Source organism: Streptomyces sp. Je 1-4 4N24 (assembly GCF_026239515.1).
Taxonomy (GTDB): Bacteria; Actinomycetota; Actinomycetes; order Streptomycetales; family Streptomycetaceae; genus Streptomyces; species Streptomyces nigrescens.
Genome location: NZ_CP110836.1, coordinates 4,826,286 through 4,847,612, shown reverse-complemented (window position 1 = coordinate 4,847,612; position 21,327 = coordinate 4,826,286). Strand labels below are relative to the sequence as shown.

The following is a 21,327-nucleotide window of genomic DNA, read 5'->3' as shown; positions in this document are numbered from 1 at the left end:
GGCGGCGGCGCGCGCCCGCCGCGAGACCCGGGGCAGGCCGGTCAGGCGCTCTCCTTTCCGCCCAGGGTGTTGCGCTGCATCAGACGGGAGATGTCCTTCCCGGTGATGATCCCCACGAGATGCCCCGCGTCCACGACGAGGATGCGGGCGCCGGTCCGCAGACTGAGCTTGTCCAGCGCCTCGGTCAGCAGATCGTCCGGGGCGGCGACCGCGCACTGGGACAGCGGGGTCGCGACCTCGCGTACCCGCAGCGTCTCCCGGCTCGGGGCCGGTACCGTCGCGAGCCGGCGCAGCTGCACGATGCCGCTGGGGCGGCCCTCGAAGTCGAGCAACGGCAGTGTGGAGTGCCCGGAGTGCACGGCCACCTCGTCGATGAAGCGCTGGACGGTCAGCCAGTCGGCACCGCCGGCCACCGGAGCGGACATCGCCTCGCCGACCCGGAGCCCCCGCAGCGCCCGGTGCAGGGCCGCGCGGCGCCGCTCCGCGCCGGCGACGATCATGATGAAGAGGCCGATGAAGACGATCCACAGCCCACCCGGCGCCCCGCGCAGCACCGAGATCCAGCCGGCGGCCACCAGCAGCAGCCCCATGATCTGGCCGCCCCGGGCGGCCGCCAGGTCCGCCCGCTCCCGGTCCCCGGTGCGCCACCACAGCAGCGCCTGCACCACCCGCCCGCCGTCCAGCGGCACGGCGGGCAGCAGATTGAACACCCCCAGGAACAGATTCGCCCAGCCCAGCCAGGCCAGGACGACGGAGGGCACCGCCCAGCCGGACAGCCCGTGCAGCCCGACCCCGGCCCCCAGCGCGATACCGCCGATGACCAGGCTGATGAGCGGCCCGCTGACCGCCACCGCGAAGGCCGCCCCCGCGGTCTGCGGCCGCCCCATCCGGGTCGTTCCGCCCAGCGCCCACAGCGTCACGTCCTGCACCGAGATCTTCTTGCGCAGGGCGGTCGCGGCATGTGCCGTCTCGTGCAGCAGCAGGCTGCCCATGAGCAGCGCGGCCCCGGCGACCCCGGCGACGGCGTATACGGCGTCCGAGCGCCCCGGCGTCCAGACGGGCAGGCCCTGCCGGCCGAGTCCGTACGCGAACAGGCCCACCAGCAGCGGCACACTCCAGTGCATACGCAGCGGTACCCCGACCACCTGTCCGACGCGGACCGAGCCGTTCATCGTCGTCTCCTGCCGGCCCGGCGTCCGGTCCCCCCGGGCAGGTCTCGCCGACCCGCGCTCCGTGAACCGGCCGCCCGGCACCCACCACAATTGTCGCTCGCGGAACCCGGGCCGGACAGGCCTACGCTGGAGGGACGGACCGGCACGCTGTCCGTCCGGACGGCGCCGCCGGTCGTCACCGACGAACCGCCGGAGGTGCGCCATGGGGCACAGCCACCACTTCCATCTGGATCAGGGTGACCATTCGATCACCGTGAACGTCGGGCCCGGCCGGTCCGGGGAGATCGAGCTCCTGGTCGACGGCAAGGTGGTCGCGTACCAGAAGGAACACAGCGCCGGCATGAATGTGCTGACCGGCGAACTCCCCGAAGAGCCCGCCCACCCCTTCCGGGTCCTGCTGCGCCAGCCGCACCTCGTCCCCTCCATGCCCCGGTGCACGCTGGAGCTGGACGGTGTGGAGCAGCCCATGCCGGAGCGGCTCGTGCTCTGAGCGCCGGGTGCCGGATGCCCGGCCGCCCCCGGTGGCCGGCCGGCCGCGGACCGGTCGCCCCTGCCCGCCGCCGGTCCTTTTCGCCTGCCCGCACACGGCCGCCCCTCCCGCGAAGGCCCCACGAAGTGTTGGGCCACCCGGCTGATTGTGGCCGCCGGGGGTTTTGCTCCCCGCGGGTTGAACGCCGGTGCGGGCCGACCACGGCAGCACGATACGTCTGGCATCCGAAGGACGAAGAGGCGAGGAGCGACGTGAGAAGAATTGCGCAGGCAAGCACTGTTGTCGGGGCGTGCGGACTGGTGCTGCTCGGCAGCGGGGTGGCCCAGGCCCAGGTGATTCCCAGCGATTCCCTGCTCGCCGCCGTCGTGGGCGCCGACGTCGGCACCGTGGCCGGCATGGTCTCCGGAGTGGTCTGCAACAACCGGCTCGCCGACTTCAACTACAACTCGCCAGTCTTCCGGTCGCCGCACCCCTGCATCAACGGTCCGGTACGCAGCGGCAACAGCCTGAACAGCGGCAACTTCATCAACCATGGCAACCCGAACAACAGCGGCAACATCGCCAACACCAACGGGTCGACCAACAGCGCCAACGCCGTCACCGGCGCCTCGCAGGGCAGCGGCAACAGCGTGCAGCGCATCGTGAAAGGCATCCTCCACTGACAGGGACCGGCCCCTGACACGGCTACGGCCCACGGCCTTCTTCGACAGCAGTTCCCCGAGCGCCCGGCGGATTCCGCCGGGCGCTCGCCGTTTCCCCCACGGCCGTGCGGCGCCTCGGCCGGACATACCTCCGGCCCCGGACGCGCCGGGGCCGGAGGGCAGATCAGCGTCGGGTCACAGCTTCTGCTTGCCGCCGCGGCCGATGTGCTGCTGGTTGTTGCTGGTCTTGTTCTCGGCTCCGGTCGTGCCGCCGGCGTCGTCGTTGGTGTTGCCGTTGACGTTGGTCGGGCTACCGCTGTTGCTGTTGTTGCCGGACAGGTGGACGTTCTGCGAGTTCCGGACGTTTCCGCTGTTCAGCGGCCCGTTGATGCAGATTCTGGCCCGGTGACGGCAGCTGAATCCGGCATGGAAGTTGGCGAAGGTGTCGCTGTTCCAGACGCCGTCCCCGTCGAACGGCCCGTCCCAGGCCTGTGCGGGCGACGCCCCGCCGACGGCCAGGAGCAGACCGCAAGCTCCTGCAATCACCACATTGACACGTGCCATGTTCTTCACTGTGTGCTCCTGCACCTCGCGGTTGGGTACCCCGCGTCTTGGTACCGGCCGTGCCCCCATCCACCAAGCCTGAGCAACGGCCCGTCCCGCGCATTCACTCGCACCGATCAGCGGATTCACCGTGACGGCCCTCAGGAGCACCGCGCCCGGCGGAACACCGAGCCCGGCGGAGCACCGCGCCGGGCTCACGCCCGCAGCCGCAGCCGCTGCCCCGGGTAGATGTGGTCCGGCCCCTTGTCGAGGGTGTCCTGGTTCAGGTCGTAGAGGGCCTTGCTGCCGCCCGGGGTGTGGGCGCGTTCGGCGATGACGGAGAGGCAGTCGCCGGGCTGCACCACATAGGTGCGGGCGGTGGTGTGGCCGGAGGAGGTGCGGCTGCGGGTGCGGGGGGCCGCCTGCGGGGCCGGATCGTCCGACCCGGCCCGCTCCGTGGCGCGGGAGGCGCTGTCGCCGTCGTCGGTGGTCCGGGCGCAGTTGGGCCAGGCCGACAGCCCTCGGTCGCGGGCGATGCGCTCGGCGATGCGGATCTGCTCGTCACGGGTGGCGAGGTCGGCGCGCGGCGCGTAGCGGCGGCCTCCGTAGGCGCGCCAGGTGGCCGGGTCGATCTGCAGACCACCGTGGTAGCCGTTGCCGGTGTTGACGTGCCAGCGGCCGTTGCTCTCGCAGGCGGCGATGCGCTCCCAGTCCGGGGCCGGGCCGGCGGGCGAGCCGGCCGCCGCGGCACTCGGGGCGGCCAGGCCCAGGACGCTCAGCAGGACCAGCAGCACGGACAGGAGCGTTTCGACGGACCGTTTGGCGAGGGGCGACGGCATGACGGCAATCCTCCGCTGTGCTCCGACAACGCCGTGGCGCAGTACTCGCCACGACCGGTGGGCACCCACCAACCAACCCGGCAATATGGTTTTTGCCGTGTCCGGGCGCCGCGACATGCGGGGGTTTCACCCGGGTGGGCGCGAAGTCCGCACCCGGGCCGCATTCCGGCCGGCAGCGGGGAATGCCTGCCGGCGCGTGCGCCGACGGCCCGGCGGGAATCCGGGAACTACCCGACCGGATAGGAGAAGGCCGGGGTGAGCGCGAGGGGTTCCGGGACGGCGACGGCGAACTCGTACGCGGAGGAGAACGCGATGTTCCGTACCGAGACCGGGACATCGAGGCCGTGCGGGCCGGGGACGGTGACCGTTCCGCGGTCGCCGGGGAACCCCGCCTCGATGCGCTCCGGCGCAAGGGACAGCCCACGGCCGACGGCCTGCAGGGCGGCGTCCTTGCGGACCCAGAAACGGGTGACGAGACGGTCGCGCTCGGGGGCCGGGCGGGTGGCCGCGATGCGTGACTCATGGCCGGTCAGCACCTCGTACGGGGTGTCCGGCGGGGAGGTTTCGGGGCGGACGGACTCCACCGAGAAGCCCATCCGGCGGGCGTCGTCCCCGCAGGCCACGACCAGCAGACCGCGGGTTCCGTACAGTTCCCAGTGGCCGTCGGCGGCCATCGCGGCGCTCACCCGCTCGGGGAGCCGGGCCAGCAGCCGGCGGCGGTCCGCGCCGTCGAGGGTGGCCCGGGAACGGCCGTTGAGGGCCGGGCAGTCGTCGGGGGAGAGGCCCGTGCCGGATCCGTGGGGAGAAGCGGAACCTACGGGGACGACGAAGACCGGGACGGGGGTGGCGGCGGAGTCCGGGTGACCGGGTGCGGGAGCGAGCGGTGCGGGACAGGCGCGGCCGGGGTGGGGACCCGGGTCCACCACGTGGTCAAAGGGGGTTCGGGGAGACAGATCGAGAAGAGCGGCGTTCGATTTCACGTACTTTCCGTCCTCCGCAGTTGAGCGGTGCCGAGGCCATACCGGGTGAGTGACTACCCGTCATATGGATGGCCCCTCCCCCTTTTTCGCCTCCATCGATCGATACGGACAGCCCAAGTTTGCAGACCCTCCGAGGCGTTCGGGTCATCCCTCCTGCTGATGTCCGGCTACATACTTCGATGTACGGGAGACCGCCCCGAATTCCGGCGCCAGGGCCAGGAGAACGGGTGACCCGCCGAATACTGTCCTGGTGTGTGGTTACGTCCATTCCCCCGTACGCAGGCGCGCCGCCGCCCCCTACCGCTCCGTGACCTCAGATTGGCAGTGGGTTTCTTCGCCGGCTGCCTGATCCTGTATGTCGTGGGCGGGCCGCGGGTCATGGGGGGCGATATTCCCGCCTGGCAGGCCGTTCTGCCGTTGCTCGTGCTGTGTACCGCGACGGTCTTCCGCAGTGCCCTGCCGCTGGCCGCGCTCGCCGTCGGCACGCTCACCGTCACCGTGGAGATGGTCGCCGGCGGCGGGATGGGACCCGTGCTCGTCTATACGGATCTGCTCTATGCGGCCGCCCTGTACGGAGCCCCGTGGCTGTGCCGGGTCCTGCAGATCGGGACCGTGGCGGCCACTCTGGCGGCCACCGTCGCGCTGGTCCTCATCGGCGACCGCTCCGAGGGGGTGACGACCGGCATCGTCATCGCGGTGCTGCTCATCTCCCCCGTATGGACCGCGGTGGTGATCCGCAACCACAAGGAGCGGGCGGATGCCGAGCGGGAACGCGCCGCACAGATCGACCGGCTGGCGGAGCTGGACCGCAAGACCGTGCTGCAGACCGAACGCACCCGTATGGCCCGTGAGCTGCACGACCTGGTGGCCAACCACCTCAGTGCCATCGCCATTCACTCCAGCGCCGTGCTCTCCCTGACCGAGGCACAGCGGGAGAAGGACGGTTCGGCCGAGGAGGATCCGGTGCTGCGGGCGCTCTCGGTGATCCGGGAGAACAGTGTGCAGGGACTGGCCGAAATGCGCCGGATGGTGGTGCTGTTGCGGTCCGAGCGGGGGGTGTCCGACGACTGGGACCGGCCGCAGCTCAACGCGCTCGGCGCGCTGGTCGATCAGGCCCGGCCGGCCGCCGACGCGGCGGGGCTGACCCTGCACGCCGAATTACCCGAGAAATTCCCCGAGGTGTCGTCGGTGATCGAGGTGACGGCGTACCGGATCGTGCAGGAGGCGCTGACCAATGTCCTCAAGCATGCCGCGGCGGGGCGGGTGCAAATCCACTGTGAGGCCGGCGACGAGCAGCTGACCCTCTCGGTCGACAGCCCGCTGGCCCGCCCCGACGGCCGGCCCCGGCAGCGCCCCGTGGACCGGCTGACGGCCGGTGCGGGCGCCGGGCTCGCCGGGATGTCCGAGCGAGCCGCCCTGGTCGGCGGCAGCTTCGATGCGGGGCCCGACCACACCGCCCCGGGGCGGTGGCGGGTGCGCGCGGTGCTCCCGCTGGCCCAGAACCCCTAGGAGACGAGAAAGGTGGCACAGCCAGTGAAGGAGTCAGCGGCGGACGAGCTGAGGGGCGGGCCGGCGACGGCGCCGGGGGAGCGCCCGGCGGACGGGCCCCCGGGCATCCGGGTGCTGGTGGCCGACGACCAGGCGGCCGTACGGTCCGGGCTGGTCCTGGTGCTGCAGACGGACCCGGCCATCACAGTGGTCGGTGAGGCCGGGGACGGTGCGACGGCCGTCCGTATGGCCGCCGAACTGCGGCCCGATGTCGTCCTGATGGACGTCCAGATGCCACAGCTCAACGGGATCGCCGCCACCCGCAGCATCGTGGCGCGCGGCCTCGCCCAGGTGCTGGTGCTGACCACCTTCGACCTCGACGAGTACCTCTTCGGGGCGCTGCGGGCCGGGGCCGGCGGCTTCATCCTCAAGAACGCGGAACCGGCCGTACTGGTGGGCGCGGTACGGGAGGTGGCATACGGGGAGGGGTTCCTCACCCCGGCCCTCGCCCGGCGGCTGATCTGCGAGTTCGCCGGGCGGCCGCCGGCGGCGGCGGGCGTCACCCTGCCGGACGGCGCCGCACAGGCCCTCGACACCCTCACCAAAAGGGAGTTGGAGGTGCTGGCCTGTATCGCGGGCGGGCTGGGCAACAGCGCCATCGCGGAGCGCCTCGATCTCGCGGAGGGCACCGTGAAGACCCACACCAGCCGCATCCTGTCGAAGCTGAAGCTGCGCAGCCGGGTGCAGGCGGCGATTCTGGCGCAGCAGCACGGGATAGCCCTGCGGGGGTAAAAGAGAGCGCTCCCAGCGTGCGCCCCCGACCGGCCCCTGATTTTCTCCCGGCCGCCCCCCTAACCGTCCCCTAGCCGCCCCTGACAGGGCCGGGGAGTACATAGAAAGTGACAGCCGGCGAGCGGAAAGGGCCTACCTGCGGATGATCCGAATGTGCCGGACCGGACGGAACACTGGTCCGTACAAGGAGTCCGCCACCATTCACACGGAGCGAGGGAAACCCATGAAGGGTGTTGCCTTAGGCATTGTTCTGACGATCGCAGGTCTGGCCCTTTGGCTGACCACAGAGGAAGTGGAGAATGCAGTCATCTCGCTTCACAAGGCCGGGCTGATACTGGCGATCGTCGGTGCAGCGGAGACCTTGTTCGCACTACTGGGTCTCGCAAAGAAGACCAAGAAATAACGCGCCCTGCACAAAACAAAGGAACACCGGACAAAGGAAATACGGCGCTACGGAGACTTCATCCTGGCGGTCGTCATTCCCGCTTTTCGATGAGCTCCGTCAGCCGTTCCCGGGCCCGCTCGGCGTGCCGGTACGCCTGGGCCCGCCGGAACAGTTCCGCGGAATACCGGAAGTGCCCGACGGCCCTTTCCCGGTCGCCCGCCCGCGCACATGCCGCCGCGACCTCCCCCAGCGCGGCGGCCTTCTCATGGCTGCGGCCGGTGTCCGGGAGCGCGGCCAGCTCCGCGCCGAGGGCGAACAGCCGGGCGCGGTCACCGGTCACCTCGGCACCGGCCGCTTCCGCGGTCGTCAGCCACAGCGGGAAGCCCGGCTCCTGAGCCACCGAGGCGACCACCAGGCCGCGCTCGACGATGCCGCGGGCCGCCGCCGGCTCGCCGCGCCGCAGCAACAGCAGCGCGTAATGGCCGTTGATCTTCTCCCACAGCGGGAACCCGGCGGCGGGGGTGACCCGGCGCGCACACTCGCCCAGCAGCTCGGTGGCGCGCTCCGGCTCGCCCCGGTCCCGCAGGTCGAGCGCCCGGTGCAGATCGACGGAGGCGCGCGGCCCGGGGAGCACACCGTCCGCCGGGGGCCGGCCGTGGTCCGTGTCGGGCGCCCAGTCCGGGCAGCCGCTCCAATAGGCGCAGCGGGTCAGCACCTCAAGGACGAGCAGCGAGTGAAAGCCGGTGCCGGGGCGCTGGCCGGTGCATTCGAGGTGGCCGGTCAGCGCGTAGCGCAGTCCGTCCTGGACGCGGCCGGCCGACTCCAGCAGATCGGCGAGCGCGATCAGGGCGCGCAGCCGGGGCTCGGCGTACGGCTCGGGGGCGAGCACCTCCAGCATCCGCTGCAGGACCTCGGCGCCCTCATCGGCGCGGCCGAGCGTGCCCAGGATTTCCGCAATGGCGAGCTGGGCCTCGGTGAAAACATCGTCCTGTCGGTGGGCCGGCTCGATCTCGGCCAGTTCCCGGAATTCCGACAAGGCCCCTTCGACGTCACCGCCGTCCCATTGTCTGCGGGCCGCCACCAATCGTCCGACCAGGTCGAGCCGGCGGGCCCGTCCGGTAGCTTCTGCGGGCGCGGCGGCTCCGGATATTTCCGCCACACCGACCCCGAGGCGTTCCGCCAGAATCTTGAGTGCCCAACCGCTGGGAATGCGTTTCCCGTGCTCCACCAGCGAAATGTAACTGGATGACATTTCGGGTCCGGCAAGGTCATGCTGTGTCATTCCCGCACTGACCCGGAGTTCTTTGATTCTCCTCCCGGTGTCCGCCAGCTCAGGCATTCCACAAACCCTCCGGATTTCGAACGGTGGATGACCCCGGGCGGCCGCGTCAAATCGCCGAGTCACAATGAGTGCTCGGGACTTTACCAAGGGGTCAAGAAGAAGTCGACCAATATGCGGATACTTTCACCGGCCTTCGCCGAGCGCACCGAGATCATTTCGAGGGGATGCGCGCAATGCGGACATCGCCCGCAAGGAGCCGGCGCACCGCACCGGAAAACCGGTCGCCCGGTACACGTCATCGCACGGTCGCCGGGGCCCTCTGGGGCACACATCGGCGCGCTGCGCCGCGGCCCGGAGACACGTCACGGGCTCGCGGATATACGTCGGGGCGTCGGGCGGCACCCGCCCGGCCTGCGGTCCATACCGTAGACCACCCGCCGCTCACGGCCCGCGGAAGTCCCGGCACGCATGCGCTGCGTGCGGAGCTCGGGCTGGAGCTGGGAGGAGGCCCGGGGACCGGCGCCCTGGTCGGGGCGAAGCGGTAGAACTCCGGGGGTACGTCGGGTGGTTCAGGTCTGTGGTCGTGCGGTGGCTGAGGCTGTCACTGCTGCTTGGGCTGCTGCTTGGGCTGCGGCTGCGGCTTTGGCTGCGGCTGTCGCTGTGCCGGGTCTCCCGTTGATGCGGGTCTGCGTCCGTCCCGGCGCCTTCAGGTGGTTCACGTCTGCGTACGTTTCACGTGGAACATGCCGGCTTCTGCACCCTCGTCCGCGCCTGCACCCAGACCTACGTCCGAACTGCGTCTGCCTCTGTCTCTACGTCTGCCTCAACGGCTGCCTCTGCGGCTCTACGTCTGCTGCTTTTTGTCCATCTCCGGTGCAGCATCGCTGCGTGCTACCGCGATGGCTCATGTCTCCGTGCGGCTGTCACCGAGCGGCTGTCTCCGCGCTGCTGACTTCGCGCTGCTGACTCCGTGCTGCCGCGCGTTCTGTGCGCTGTCGCCTGGGTCATGCGTGTGTGCGCTGCAGCCGGTTCAGACGACGCGGGCGGTGTGTGCACGGTTGCGGGCCGCCGGAATGACGGCGGAGCGTGCGTCCGCGCCGGCCCTGGCGTCGTCCGGCGTGGTCCCGGCCGGGTCGGTGAAGTCGTCGGCCGTCAGCGGCTCGGCGCCGGCGGTGATGCGGCTGCGCATCCCCGGCGAGGTGCCATGGGCCTCTGCACTGATGCGCTGCTTGATCGTGGGCGGCAGCTCCGGGCGGGGGAACATCCGGCGGGCGGGCCCGGCTTGGCCGTACAGCGGCACGGTGCGGGGAGCGGGTACGGCACGGCTCCCCCTTTCCGGCTGGTGATCCGGCGCGGCGCAGCGCCCCACATCCGGGGCGTCACCACCCGGGGCCTCGGTGCCCGCGTTCCCCTTGCCCGCGTTCCCCTTGCCCAGGGTCCGCTCGTACAGTGCGGCGTCCCGGCGCGCGGCCGACGCCGCCGCGGAGACCCCCAGTGATGCCAGCAGCTTGCCGAGCATGACAAGGCACACCGCCCAGAACTTCATGACCTTGGTCGCAGCCATGGCCCCTCGCTTTCGGTCGGGATCTCCCCGAGAGATCCGTTGCGTCTACTTCGGTTGCGCTTCCTCTGTTGCTTCGCTTCAGTTGCGCCGCTTCCGGTGCACCACTTGGATGGCGTCGCTTCTGTTGCGTTTTCTTATGATGAGTACGTAATGGGCGGATTCGCGGACCGACGCCCCCGGATCGGCGTTCTTCCGATGAACACCACCCGTACGCAGTAGCCGAGGGCCGTGGGGGCAGGCGGCCGGCAGGTCGTAGGCCCCGGTCAGCCGATCGGTTGCGACCGGACCGAGCCCACCGCACGGCACGAGCACACCGCCCCGCTCATCACGGTGGGCGGTGGCGTACGACCGGGGGATTCTCGGCTGAGGGGGTCCGGCCCGGCGGGCCAACGCCGCGGGCCACTGTGGCTGTTTCACGTGAAACAGCCACAGACGAGGGCGAGTTGGCGGGCATCACCCCGGGCTGTCGCCCCTGCGCCGCGCCTCGTGCTCAGGCCGGTGTCGGCTCCCCCGTGCGGGCCATCTCCGCCATCATGCGGACGGCCTCGGGCTCGGGGGTGGTGGGCGGGATGATCAGGAGGTCCCAGCGGCCGTTGCCGGAGGAGACCAGGCAGATGGTGTCCGGGCCGGGGCGGCCGGTGGTTCTGCGGAGGCGGACGACATGACCGGCGACGAGGGTGTGGGAGGGGAGAGCGGACCAGGCCGCGCCGTTCACCGTGGCGTGGGTGATCCGGGGCCAGTCGAAGGGCAACGCGGTCAGCAACTCCGGGAGTTCGGCCAGCAGGTCGGTCGAGTGCGGCCACCAGAGACCGTCCAGGTGCCGGGCCGTATCGGTGTGTGGGGCGATGGTCAGGCGGGCGACGGAGGGCGGTGCGTGGTGCGGGGCGTGAGTTGGGTGGGGAGGGTCCCCGGCGGTGGTCATGCGGTGCTCCTGAGCCGGCGGGCCGCCACCCGTTCGGGGTCGGGCCAGCGCACGTCCCGGACCCAGCCGAGGCGTTCGAAGAGCCGGATGACGGCGGCGGACACATCGAGCTGGCCGCGGTCCACACCGTGCCGGGCGCAGGTCGGGTCGGCGTGGTGCAGGTTGTGCCAGCTCTCGCCGAACGACAGCAGGGCCAGCGGCCACAGGTTGGTCGCCCGGTCGTGGCGCCGGGTGCGGAAGGGGCGGTCGCCGATGAGATGGCAGAGCGAATTGACGCTCCAGGTGACGTGGTGCAGCAGCGCGATCCGGATGAACCCCGCCCACAGCAGGGCGGTCAGCGCGGTGACCCAGGAGCCGCCGAGCGCCCAGCCCAGCGCGAACGGCAGGCCGAGCGTGAGCAGACAGAGCGCGGGGAACGCCCGGTCCACCGCGCGGATCCCTGGGTCTGCGAGCAGATCGGGGGCAAAGCGGCGGTGCGAGGTGGGGTCGTCGCCGAACAGCCAGCCGATGTGCGAGTGGACCAGTCCGCGCAGCTGACCGCGCAGGCTGGTGCCATAGCGGTAGGGCGAGTGCGGGTCGCCGGGGCGGTCGGTGTAGGCGTGGTGGCGGCGATGGGTGGCGACCCAGTCGATGACATCGCCCTGGAAGCTGAGCGAGCCGGCGAGGGCGAGCGCGATGCGCAGCGCGGGGGCGGCCGTGTAACTGCCGTGCGTCAGGCCGCGGTGGAAGCCGATGGTGACGCCCAGGCCGCTGATGACGTAGAAGACGGCCAGGAGGACGAGGTCGGTGAGGTGGACGACGCTGCCCCAGAGGAGGGGGATCGCGACGGCCAGGCCGACGAACGGGGCGACGACGATGATGCCGGTCACCGTGACATACATCCGCCGGCCGCTGGTCGGCGGGGACACGGTGCCGCTGTCAGGGAACGGGGAGGCACCGTCGTAGTCCTGGGCCGACGGGACGGTGCGGGCGGTGGACGTCACAGGTCGTTTCCCGCCTTGCCGGAGGGCGGCGGTGGGCCGGCCGCAGGCGTCTCGGGACGGGCCCCGTCATGCGGCCGCTTGTGCATCCGCTGCCGTACGGACTGCTTCCAGTCCGCGTACCGATGGGTCGGCATCCGCCCGGCCCCCTGGGCGTTGACCCGGGCGATGAACAGCGCCCCCAGCGCCACCAGCGCCAGCAGCACGACCACGGTCCACAGAGTCTGCATGGTGCTCACCTCACTCGGGCGGGCCGCAGCAGCCGGCTCACCCGGTGTTGTGGTCCCCGAGTCCCTTGGTGTCTTCACGGTACCCCGCACCAGCCCGGCAAATCCCTTTAAAGGCGGTGATAGCCGGGCACTCTCCGTTGGGCGGCCACGGCCAGGCAATTTCTACACAGGTGTAGACGCCTCCTCGCCACGGCCGCGTGCCCCACCGCCCCGGCGAGGAGGCCGGAGAGGGGCGGCGCCGACGACGGCCGCCCTCCCCGCCCGGAGGTCCTGTCCTCAGACGTTGACGCCGAAGTCCGCCGCGATGCCCGCCAGACCGGACGCATAGCCCTGGCCCACCGCGCGGAACTTCCACTCCGCACCGTGCCGGTAGAGCTCGCCGAAGACCATCGCGGTCTCGGCCGAGGCGTCCTCGCTCAGGTCGTAGCGGGCCAGCTCCACCCCGTCCGCCTGGTTGACGACGCGAATGAACGCATTACGGACCTGGCCGAAACTCTGCCCCCGGCCCTCCGCCTCATGGATGGATACCGGGAAGGCGATCTTTGCGATCTCGGCGGGCACTGCCGACAGCGTGACATCGATGGACTCGTCGTCCCCCTCGCCCTCGCCGGTCAGGTTGTCGCCGGTGTGCTGCACCGAGCCATCGGGGCTGGTGAGGTTGTTGTAGAAGACGAAGTGCGCGTCCGAGACGACCTTGCCCGCCTCGGTGCACAGCAGCGCGCTGGCGTCCAGGTCGTAGTCCGCGCCCGTGGTCGTGCGGACGTCCCAGCCGAGGCCGACCGTGACCGCGGTCAGTCCGGGTGCTTCCTTCGACAAGGAGACATTGCCGCCCTTGCCCAGCGAGACTCCCATGGCTTCCCTCCAGGTGTTGCCTGCATTCCGGGTGAAGCCTCAAAATCTACAGGAGTGTAGAAGTACAGCGACGGGGATCGACGGGGCAGGCTGCAGGCCGGACAAACCACCGTCCGGATCCGGCCACTCAGTAAGATGCCCGGACGTCCCGGGCGTCGGGACACCCGGCGCGACGGGAGGCGACGACAGTGGGCGGAAAGTCCTTCGGGAAGGCGCCGGGCGGCGGGGGAACCCCTGAGCCGGGGGAGTCCGGCGGCTCCGGACAAGAGCGCACCCGCCGGCGCGGACAGGGCCAGCTGGAGGCCCAGGTGCTGGCCGCGCTGCACGACGCGTCCGGCCCGGCCACCGCCGCCTGGGTGCAGGAACGGCTCGGCGGCGACCTCGCGTACACGACCGTGATGACGATCCTCTCCCGGCTGCACGCCAAGCAGGCCGTCACCCGTGAGCGGTCCGGCCGCGCCTACGCCTGGACCCCGGCCGCCGACGAGGCCGGTCTCGCGGCACTGCGGATGCGCCGTGTACTGGACGGCGAACCGGACCGGGACGCCGTACTGACCAGCTTTGTCTCCGCGCTCTCCGCACACGACGAGCAGTTGCTGCGCACCCTCCTCGACCGCGCCACGGCGGACGGTCCCGCCACGGCCGACGGCCCGGCGCCCGCCGGCGGCCCGGCCGCTGAGCCCGGCACGGGCCGACGGCACTGACCCCCGCGGGCCCGGCTGCTGCGGTCGCCGCGGAGGACACGGCCGCCTCCGGGCTCTCCGCGCCCTCCGCGCTCAACGCAGCGGTTGCGCTGTTCGTCGTTCTCAAGGCGGCAACGCCGCTCTGAGTGCACACTGATCCTTGACCTCGCCGGGCCGGACACGGCGCACCGCACGGTGAACGCTCCGCACCGAGCAACTTCTACAACACTGTAGAACTTCCCGGTAGAGTGCGCGCAGATGCGCAACGGGCGCGGCCGGAGGGGGAGATGGCGACGAGGTGCGGACTCCTGACCTGGGACTGCCCGCCTCCAGAGGCGGAGGTCCGATGGGTGTATCAGCCGGTGGAGGTCCAATACCCGGACGGCAGATGGATGTTGGGCCGGATCAACGCCTGGTGGACGGACGGCGCGGGCGAGTTGTGGTGCCGGCTGCGTACCCTGCCCGGCGGCGCATGTCCGCAGTGGCTGCGTTACGACCCCGAGTCCATCCTGCTGCTGCCCAGCGCCGGTACCTGATCCGCCACCCCCTGTCGACGCGGCCGGTCCCCCCGGCCGCCGGGGCCGCCCCCTCACCCGTACCGCACCACCCGCATCACCAGCATCAGAAGGACCAGAAGGGCCATCGGCGTGCATGACAGGCAGACGCACCAGCAGACGGCCCGACGGGGCGCCGACGGCGCACCCGGCTCGTCCTCTCCCGCCGGCGACGACTCGCGCGCGCCCGGCGGCTCCCGCGCGTCCAGCACCGGCTCGCGCCGAAAATCCTCCGGTTCCGGCCGCCGGTCCGGGGGCGGCTCCCGTAAGGCAGGCGGGGCGGGCACGCTGCGGATGACCCGCCGGGGCCGCATCCTCGCCTGGACCGGCGGTGTGCTCGGCGTGCTGGTGCTCGCCACGGCCGGCGTCGGCGCCTGGGTCTACCAGGAGCTGGACGGCAACATCCGCGGCGTGGACATCGGGGTCGACGGCGACCGGCCGGCCAACCTCAGCCCCGGTTCCAAGAACATCCTGGTCGTCGGCTCCGACAGCCGCGCCGGCGCCAACGCCAAGTACGGCAGGAACCTGAGCACCATGCAGTCGGACACGCTGATGGTGCTGCACATCGCCGCCAACCGTAAGTGGGCCACCGCGGTCTCCTTCCCCCGTGACTCCTGGGTGGAGATCCCCGCGTGCACCCGCGGCAACGGCTCGAAGTCGTCCCCGCACCACTTCAAGATCAACGAGGCGTTCTCGATCGGCGGGGACTCCGGGAGCATCACCAAGGCCGCGGCCTGCACCATCAAGACCGTCGAGAAGAACACCGGCCTGCGCATCGACCACTTCACCTCGGTCGACTTCCAGGGCTTCAAGGGAATGGTCAACGCCCTGGGCGGCATAAAGGTCTGCCCCAAGTACGCCATCCACGACAAGAAGGCCCACCTCGACATGGACGCGGGCTGCCAGAACGTCCGGGACGAGAAGGCGCTCGGCTACGTCCGCACCCGCTACAGCGTGGGCGACGGCTCCGACCTCGGCCGCATCGGCCGTCAGCAGGAATTCATGAAGGCGCTGTCCGCGAAGGCCCAGTCGAAGCTCACCAGCCCGGGCGAGCTCTACGACTTCCTGAAGTCGGCCACCAAGTCCATCACCACCGACAACGCCCTGGCCGGCCTCAAGCCGCTGTACGACCTGGCCGCGACCGTTCAGGAGGTCCCCAGCGACCGCCTCACCTTCCTGACCGTCCCCAACTACTCGCGCGAGGCCGACGTCCCCACCGACAAGGCCAATGTCGTCTGGCAATACCCACAGGCCGGCGGGCTCTTCAGCGACCTCGCGCACGACCGGGAGGTCGGCGCCGCCGAGAAGAAGAAGCTCGCCGAGGCCGCCAAGCACCCGGTGACCGCCCGTTCCGTGCAGGTGCGGGTGCTCAACGGCACCGGCACCCCCGGCCAGGCGGCGGCCGCCGCCGAGCAGCTGCGCAAGCTCGGCTTCACGGTCATCGCCACCGGCAACGCCCCGACGACGGACAAGACCACGCTCACCTACCCGGCCGCGCTCAAGGCCCAGAGCGCCGTCCTGGCCGGCCGTCTCCCCGGCACCAAGGCGACGCAGTCGGCCGACGCGGCACCGGGCGCGGTGACACTGACCATCGGGCCGGACTTCGCGGCGGGCAAGCGCTAAGAGGGCTGCCCCTAGGGGAACGGCCGCTGACGCTTGCCGCCCGGCTGCCGGGAACGATGGCGCATCACCGCTTCGGTGTTCCCGCAGCGTGCCGTGCAGTACCGCCGTCGCCCGTTCCTGGACGTGTCCACATAGGCGCGGGCACATTCGGCGCGCAGGCATCGCCCGAGCCGTGCTCCCCCTTCCCAGCACAGGAAAGCAAAACGGGCGCATCGCGGCATGCCGACCGGACGCCGGGCCGGGGTCTGCCGGACGGCGTCCCGTGTGCCGAGGGCCTCAGACGCGCAGCCGTTCCACCGGCCGGGCTGTGTGCACCTCGATGTCGTGCGCGGCCCGTTGGAGCAGCTGATGGCTGAGGTCCGACATCGCCCGGGCCACCGCCAGCTCGTCGCCGATGGCCGGGACGTTCTCATCGGCAGGATTGCAGCGGGCCGCTCCCTGGCCGACCATCTGCCCGCCTTCCTTGCCGCGCAGCCTGGCCTCGGCCCTGACCTCGCTGTCGGTCTCGGTGATGCTGATCTCGGCGTTCCATGTCTTCGTGGCAGTCACCGGAAGCCTCCTCGTCCACCCCATGAGCAGCGCATGAACCGCCCCCACAAAAATCGTCGCACCGGCGCCCGCGGGTCGCACCTGGGGCTCACCACACCCGGATCCGGGGGATTTCCCCATGGTCCGGCCGCGACGGCGGCCATAGCCTCGTCACAGCGGGGGAGCAGGCGGGGCACGGGCCCTCACCTCGCCGACTACCGACCATTCACGGGGGAATTCATGCGTCAGCGGGTCCGCTTCATCGGGATCGTCGCGATGGCCGGCATCGGGGCGTGTGCCCTCAGCGCCTGTGGCTTACTGCCCGGCAAGACCTTCCAGGACGACGCCAGAGTGCCGAAGAAGATCACGTCCATCCGCCTGGACAGCGGCTCGGGGGGCCTCACGGTGCACGGCGGCAAGGGCGGCGGCACGGCCTCGGTCCACCGCGCGGTGTCGTACCACGGCGACCGTCCCGAGGGCGCCACCCACCGTGTCGAGGACGGTGTGCTGGTGCTCGCCGGCTGTGGCACGAACTGCACCGTGGACTACACGGTCGAGGTGCCGGCGGGCATCCCGGTGAGCGGGGAGACCTCGTCCGGGGCGGTGGAGCTGACCAAGGTGGGCCCGGTGAAGATGACCACCACCTCAGGGGACATCCAGCTGGACGGCGTGGCCGGCGCGGTCGACGCCCGGACCAGCAACGGCCGGATCACCGGCCGCGGTCTGTCGGGCGCGCGCACCTCGGCCGAGACCTCCAACGGGGCGATCGACCTCACCCCCGCCACCGCGCAGAACGTCCGGGCGAGGACATCCAACGGCGAGATCACGGTGCAGCTGCCGAAGGGCCCGTACCGGCTGTCCGCCGAGACCGACAACGGCGAGAAGCACATAGGCATCGCCCAGGACCCGGCGGCCCGCTTCCATCTGGACCTGACCACCAGCAACGGGGACATCACCGCGAAGCCCGCCTGACGGGCCGCAGCCTCCGGGGCGGGTGGTCGACCACCACGTCGGATAGCTTCCGGCCCCGGCCGCAGCCACCCGTCATGGCCGACCGCAGCCACCCGTCATGGCCGACCGCAGCCACCCGTCATGGCCGAACCGCGGCCTCCCGCCGGGGCGGGGGCCGAGGCCGGGCCCCGCCCCGCGGCGGGTCAGTCCTCCCCCTCCAGCTCCCCCTCGGTCTCCAGGAATGCCTGGCGCAGGGCCGCCAGTGTCTCGGCGTCCGGCTTTTCCCACATGCCGCGGGATTCCGCCTCCAGGAGGCGTTCGGCGATTCCGTGCAGGGCCCAGGGGTTGGCCTCCTCCAGGAAGGCGCGGTTCTCGGGGTCGAGGACGTAGGTCTGGGCGAGCTTGTCGTACATCCAGTCGGCGACCACGCCCGTGGTGGCGTCGTAGCCGAACAAGTAGTCCACGGTGGCGGCGAGTTCGAAGGCGCCCTTGTAGCCGTGGCGGCGCATCGCCTCGATCCAGCGGGGGTTGACCACCCGGGCGCGGAAGACCCGGGAGGTCTCCTCGACCAGGGTGCGGGTGCGGACCGTCTCCGGGCGGGTGGAGTCACCGATGTACGCCTCGGGGGCCTTGCCCTTGAGCGCCTTGACGGTGGCGACCATGCCGCCGTGGTACTGGAAGTAGTCGTCGGAGTCCGCGATGTCGTGCTCGCGGGTGTCGGTGTTCTTGGCGGCGACCGCGATGCGCTTGTAGGCGGTCTCCATCTCGGAGCGGGCCGGCCGGCCCTCCAGCCCGCGGCCGTAGGCGTAGCCGCCCCAGACGGTGTAGACCTCGGCGAGGTCGGCGTCGGTGCGCCAGTCGCGGGAGTCGATCAGCTGGAGCAGGCCCGCACCGTACGTCCCCGGGCGGGAGCCGAAGATACGCGTGGTGGCGCGGCGTTCGTCGCCGTGCTCGGCGAGGTCGGCCTGCGCATGGGCGCGGACGTAGTTGTCCCCGTCCGGCTCGTCCAGGCCGGCGGCGAGCCGTACGGCGTCGTCGAGCAGGCCGATGACGTGCGGGAAGGCGTCCCGGAAGAAGCCGGAGATGCGCAGCGTGACATCGATACGGGGGCGGCCGAGTTCGGCGAGGGAGATGGGCTCCAGCCCGTTGACCCGGCGCGAGGCGTCGTCCCATACGGGGCGGACACCCAGCAGCGCCAGCGCCTCGGCCACGTCGTCACCGGACGTCCGCATGGCGCTGGTGCCCCACAGCGACAGGCCGACGGACTGCGGCCAGTCGCCGTTGTCGTCGCGGTAGCGCGCCAGGAGGGAGTCGGCGAGGGCCTGGCCGGTCTCCCAGGCGAGGCGGGAGGGCACGGCCTTGGGGTCGACGGAGTAGAAGTTCCGGCCCGTCGGCAGGACGTTGACCAGGCCACGGAGCGGGGAGCCGGAGGGGCCGGCCGGGACGAAGCCGCCGTTGAGGGCATGCACGGCGTGGTCGATCTCGTCGGTGGTGGCGGCGAGGCGCGGGACGACCTGACGGGCGGCGAAGTCGAGGATGTCGGCGACCGCGGCCGGGTGGCCGTCGGCGACACCGGCCACCGCCGCCGGGTCCCAGCCGGCGTCCTCCATCGCCTGCACCAGGGCGCGGGCGGTGGCCTCGGCCTCGTCGGCGGTCGTACGGGTGGCCGCGGACTCGTCCAGTCCGAGCGCCTCGCGCAGACCGGGCAGGGCGGACGTACCGCCCCAGATCTGGCGGGCGCGGAGGATGGAGAGGACGAGGTTGACGCGGGCCTCACCGGCCGGCGCGCCGCCCAGGACGTGCAGTCCGTCGCGGATCTGGGCGTCCTTGACCTCGCACAGCCAGCCGTCGACGTGCAGCAGGAAGTCGTCGAAGCCGTCGTCGTCGGGGCGTTCGTCCATCCCCAGGTCGTGGTCGAGCTTGGCGGCCTGGATCAGCGTCCAGATCTGGGCGCGGATCGCGGGCAGCTTGGCCGGGTCCATCGAGGAGATGGCCGCGTACTCGTCGAGGAGCTGCTCCAGACGCGCGATGTCGCCGTAGGACTCGGCGCGGGCCATCGGCGGAACGAGGTGGTCGACGAGGGTGGCGTGCACCCGGCGCTTGGCCTGGGTGCCCTCGCCGGGGTCGTTGACCAGGAAGGGGTAGATCAGCGGCAGATCGCCGAGGGCGGCGTCGGGTCCGCAGGCCGCGGACAGGCCCGCGTTCTTGCCGGGCAGCCACTCCAGGTTGCCGTGCTTGCCCAGGTGGACCATGGCGTCCGCGCCGAAGCCGCCGTCGTCGGCGGAGGCCGCGATCCAGCGGTACGCCGCCAAGTAGTGGTGCGAGGGCGGCAGATCGGGGTCGTGGTAGATCGCGATCGGGTTCTCGCCGAAGCCGCGCGGCGGCTGGATGAGGATCAGGAGATTGCCGCGGCGCAGGGCCGCCAGCACGATGTCGCCGTCGGGGTTCCGGCTGCGGTCGACGAACATCTCGCCGGGCGGCGGCCCCCAGTGCTCCTCGACGGAGTCCCGGAGTTCCTGCGGCAGCGTGGCGTACCAGCGCTTGTAGTCGGCGGCCGGGATCCGGACCGGGTTGCGGGCGAGCTGCTCCTCGGTGAGCCACTCCTGGTCGTGGCCGCCGGCGTCGATGAGGGCGTAGATCAGCTCGTCACCATCGCCGGACTCCAGGCCCGGGACCGGCTCGGCGGTCTCGTCGCCGAAGTCATAGCCGTCCGCCCGGAGACGGCGCAGCAGAGCCACGGCACTGGCCGGGGTGTCCAGGCCGACCGCGTTGCCGATACGGGAGTGCTTGGTCGGGTACGCGGACAGCACCAGCGCGAGGCGCTTGTCCGCGGCCGGGATGTGGCGCAGCCGGGCGTGCCGGACGGCGATCCCGGCGACCCGGGCGGCGCGCTCGGGGTCGGCGACGTAGACGGGCAGACCGTCCTCGTCGACCTCCTTGAAGGAGAACGGGACGGTGATCAGCCGGCCGTCGAACTCGGGGACCGCGATCTGCGAGGCGGCGTCCAGCGGCGACAGCCCCTCGTCGTTCTCCTCCCAGGCGCTGCGCGGCCCGGTCAGGCACAGGGCCTGCAGGATCGGCACGTCCAGGGCGGCCAGCGCGCCCGCGTCCCAGGATTCGTCGTCGCCGCCGGCGGAGGCCTCGGCGGGCTTGCTGCCGCCCGCCGCGAGGACCGTGGTGACCAGGGCGTCGGCGGACCCCAGCGCCTCGATCAACTCCGGTTCGGGGGCGCGGAGGGAGGCCACGAACAGCGGCCGGGCACGCCCGCCCGCCGCCTCGATCTGCTCGCACAGGGTCCGGACGAAGGCCGTGTTACCGCTCATGTGGTGAGCGCGGTAGTAGAGCACGGCGACCAGCGGACCGCTCTCGTTGCGGCCTTCCCAGTCCAGCGGACCCCAGGACGGGGCGGGCTCCGGCGGCTCGAAGCCATGGCCGGTGAGCAGCACCGTGTCGGAGAGGAAGCGGGCGAGCTGGTCGAGGTTGGCGGGACCGCCGTGCGCAAGGTAGGCGTGCGCCTCGGCCGCGATACCGACCGGGACCGTGGACTGCTCCATGAGCTGGGCGTCGGGGGCCTGTTCACCGGTGAGCACGACGACCGGCCGGTGCTGGTCCTCGGCGAGCAGCACCTCCAGGCCCTCCTCCCAGGCACGGATGCCGCCGAGGAGGCGTACGACGACGAGGTCGGTGCCCTCCAGCAGCGCGGGGAGTTCGGCGACGTCGAGGCGGGCGGGGTTGGCGAGCCGGTACGGCACGGGACCCGTGGCCGCGCGGGCGCTGAGCAGGTCGGTGTCGGAGGTCGACAGCAGCAGAAGCATGCGAGCGCAGGCC

21 protein-coding genes and 1 pseudogene are annotated in these 21,327 nt (G+C 71.5%); 9 read left to right on the top strand and 13 right to left on the bottom strand.

What is annotated here, in order from left to right:
• Positions 1-41 precede the first annotated feature (41 nt).
• On the bottom strand, positions 42-1,172 hold the full coding sequence (locus tag SLV14N_RS21065) for a site-2 protease family protein (RefSeq protein ID WP_208682674.1): 1,131 nt from the start codon (positions 1,170-1,172) through the stop codon (positions 42-44).
• Positions 1,173-1,374: 202 nt separating this feature from the next.
• Between SLV14N_RS21065 and SLV14N_RS21060 the strand changes: the two genes are divergently transcribed.
• Both SLV14N_RS21060 and SLV14N_RS21055 read left to right on the top strand, forming a co-directional pair.
• Positions 1,375-1,662, top strand: a complete 288-nt coding sequence (locus SLV14N_RS21060) for a hypothetical protein (RefSeq protein WP_018092323.1) — start codon at positions 1,375-1,377, stop codon at positions 1,660-1,662.
• 251 nt (positions 1,663-1,913) lie between these two features.
• Positions 1,914-2,324, top strand: a complete 411-nt coding sequence (locus tag SLV14N_RS21055) for a hypothetical protein (protein ID WP_208682672.1) — start codon at positions 1,914-1,916, stop codon at positions 2,322-2,324.
• A gap of 174 nt (positions 2,325-2,498) precedes the next feature.
• Here SLV14N_RS21055 and SLV14N_RS21050 read toward each other — a convergent pair whose 3' ends face one another.
• From SLV14N_RS21050 to SLV14N_RS21040, 3 genes are all read right to left on the bottom strand, one after another.
• Positions 2,499-2,876 carry a hypothetical protein gene (locus tag SLV14N_RS21050; RefSeq protein WP_208682670.1) on the bottom strand — a complete coding sequence of 126 codons (378 nt, stop codon included), beginning with the start codon at positions 2,874-2,876 and terminating at the stop codon, positions 2,499-2,501.
• Positions 2,877-3,061: 185 nt separating this feature from the next.
• Entirely contained in the window at positions 3,062-3,685 is a 624-nt protein-coding gene (locus SLV14N_RS21045; RefSeq protein ID WP_263270593.1) for a LysM peptidoglycan-binding domain-containing protein, read from the bottom strand.
• A 227-nt stretch (positions 3,686-3,912) separates the two neighbouring features.
• Positions 3,913-4,665, bottom strand: coding sequence for a 4-phosphopantetheinyl transferase family protein (locus SLV14N_RS21040; RefSeq protein ID WP_208682666.1), 753 nt, complete (start codon positions 4,663-4,665; stop codon positions 3,913-3,915).
• 324 nt (positions 4,666-4,989) lie between these two features.
• Here SLV14N_RS21040 and SLV14N_RS21035 point away from each other — a divergent pair, with 324 nt between their 5' ends.
• The 3 genes from SLV14N_RS21035 (at position 4,990) to SLV14N_RS21025 (ending at position 7,348) form a co-directional block, all read left to right on the top strand.
• On the top strand, positions 4,990-6,174 hold the full coding sequence (locus SLV14N_RS21035; RefSeq protein WP_263270590.1) for a sensor histidine kinase: 1,185 nt from the start codon (positions 4,990-4,992) through the stop codon (positions 6,172-6,174).
• Positions 6,175-6,222: 48 nt separating this feature from the next.
• Positions 6,223-6,945 carry a response regulator transcription factor gene (locus SLV14N_RS21030; protein WP_263273229.1) on the top strand — a complete coding sequence of 241 codons (723 nt, stop codon included), beginning with the start codon at positions 6,223-6,225 and terminating at the stop codon, positions 6,943-6,945.
• Positions 6,946-7,168: 223 nt separating this feature from the next.
• On the top strand, positions 7,169-7,348 hold the full coding sequence (locus SLV14N_RS21025) for a DUF5708 family protein (RefSeq protein WP_208682657.1): 180 nt from the start codon (positions 7,169-7,171) through the stop codon (positions 7,346-7,348).
• A 73-nt stretch (positions 7,349-7,421) separates the two neighbouring features.
• Here the strand turns inward: SLV14N_RS21025 and SLV14N_RS21020 are convergent, their stop codons facing one another.
• From SLV14N_RS21020 to SLV14N_RS20995, 6 genes are all read right to left on the bottom strand, one after another.
• A complete protein-coding gene (locus tag SLV14N_RS21020) occupies positions 7,422-8,669 on the bottom strand; it encodes a helix-turn-helix domain-containing protein (RefSeq protein ID WP_263270588.1) in 1,248 nt (415 codons plus the stop codon).
• 973 nt (positions 8,670-9,642) lie between these two features.
• The gene (locus tag SLV14N_RS21015) at positions 9,643-10,176 is read right to left on the bottom strand and encodes a DUF6344 domain-containing protein (RefSeq protein WP_263270587.1); all 534 of its coding nucleotides are present in this window, start codon (positions 10,174-10,176) and stop codon (positions 9,643-9,645) included.
• A 490-nt stretch (positions 10,177-10,666) separates the two neighbouring features.
• Positions 10,667-11,098, bottom strand: a complete 432-nt coding sequence (locus SLV14N_RS21010; protein WP_208682645.1) for a DUF5994 family protein — start codon at positions 11,096-11,098, stop codon at positions 10,667-10,669.
• Positions 11,095-12,081, bottom strand: a complete 987-nt coding sequence (locus SLV14N_RS21005; RefSeq protein ID WP_263270586.1) for a fatty acid desaturase — start codon at positions 12,079-12,081, stop codon at positions 11,095-11,097. The genes SLV14N_RS21010 and SLV14N_RS21005 overlap by 4 nt, the downstream gene beginning before the upstream one ends.
• Complete coding sequence (locus tag SLV14N_RS21000; RefSeq protein ID WP_259670437.1) at positions 12,078-12,308, bottom strand: hypothetical protein; 231 nt, start codon at positions 12,306-12,308, stop codon at positions 12,078-12,080. The genes SLV14N_RS21005 and SLV14N_RS21000 overlap by 4 nt, the downstream gene beginning before the upstream one ends.
• Positions 12,309-12,584: 276 nt before the next feature.
• Entirely contained in the window at positions 12,585-13,160 is a 576-nt protein-coding gene (locus SLV14N_RS20995; protein ID WP_208682639.1) for a TerD family protein, read from the bottom strand.
• A 296-nt stretch (positions 13,161-13,456) separates the two neighbouring features.
• Here SLV14N_RS20995 and SLV14N_RS20990 point away from each other — a divergent pair, with 296 nt between their 5' ends.
• The 3 genes from SLV14N_RS20990 to SLV14N_RS20980 all read left to right on the top strand — a co-directional run bounded on the left by SLV14N_RS20990 (position 13,457) and on the right by SLV14N_RS20980 (position 16,020).
• Positions 13,457-13,864 carry a BlaI/MecI/CopY family transcriptional regulator gene (locus SLV14N_RS20990; RefSeq protein ID WP_259670773.1) on the top strand — a complete coding sequence of 136 codons (408 nt, stop codon included), beginning with the start codon at positions 13,457-13,459 and terminating at the stop codon, positions 13,862-13,864.
• A 329-nt stretch (positions 13,865-14,193) separates the two neighbouring features.
• Complete coding sequence (locus SLV14N_RS20985) at positions 14,194-14,379, top strand: hypothetical protein (RefSeq protein ID WP_263270583.1); 186 nt, start codon at positions 14,194-14,196, stop codon at positions 14,377-14,379.
• A 312-nt stretch (positions 14,380-14,691) separates the two neighbouring features.
• On the top strand, positions 14,692-16,020 hold the full coding sequence (locus SLV14N_RS20980; protein WP_263273228.1) for an LCP family protein: 1,329 nt from the start codon (positions 14,692-14,694) through the stop codon (positions 16,018-16,020).
• An 11-nt stretch (positions 16,021-16,031) separates the two neighbouring features.
• Here the strand turns inward: SLV14N_RS20980 and SLV14N_RS20975 are convergent.
• Both SLV14N_RS20975 and SLV14N_RS20970 read right to left on the bottom strand, forming a co-directional pair.
• A pseudogene (locus SLV14N_RS20975) lies at positions 16,032-16,208 on the bottom strand (CGNR zinc finger domain-containing protein); the annotation flags it as partial.
• 88 nt (positions 16,209-16,296) lie between these two features.
• Positions 16,297-16,569 (bottom strand): DUF1876 domain-containing protein, encoded by a 273-nt coding sequence (locus SLV14N_RS20970; RefSeq protein WP_208682635.1) that lies wholly within the window; start codon positions 16,567-16,569, stop codon positions 16,297-16,299.
• A gap of 219 nt (positions 16,570-16,788) precedes the next feature.
• On the opposite strand from SLV14N_RS20970, the gene SLV14N_RS20965 reads away from it, so the two are divergent.
• Positions 16,789-17,520 (top strand): DUF4097 family beta strand repeat-containing protein, encoded by a 732-nt coding sequence (locus SLV14N_RS20965; protein WP_263270581.1) that lies wholly within the window; start codon positions 16,789-16,791, stop codon positions 17,518-17,520.
• A gap of 182 nt (positions 17,521-17,702) precedes the next feature.
• On the opposite strand, the gene cobN is transcribed toward SLV14N_RS20965, so the two are convergent.
• Positions 17,703-21,314 (bottom strand): cobaltochelatase subunit CobN, encoded by a 3,612-nt coding sequence (gene cobN / locus SLV14N_RS20960; protein ID WP_208682631.1) that lies wholly within the window; start codon positions 21,312-21,314, stop codon positions 17,703-17,705.
• Positions 21,315-21,327 lie beyond the last annotated feature (13 nt).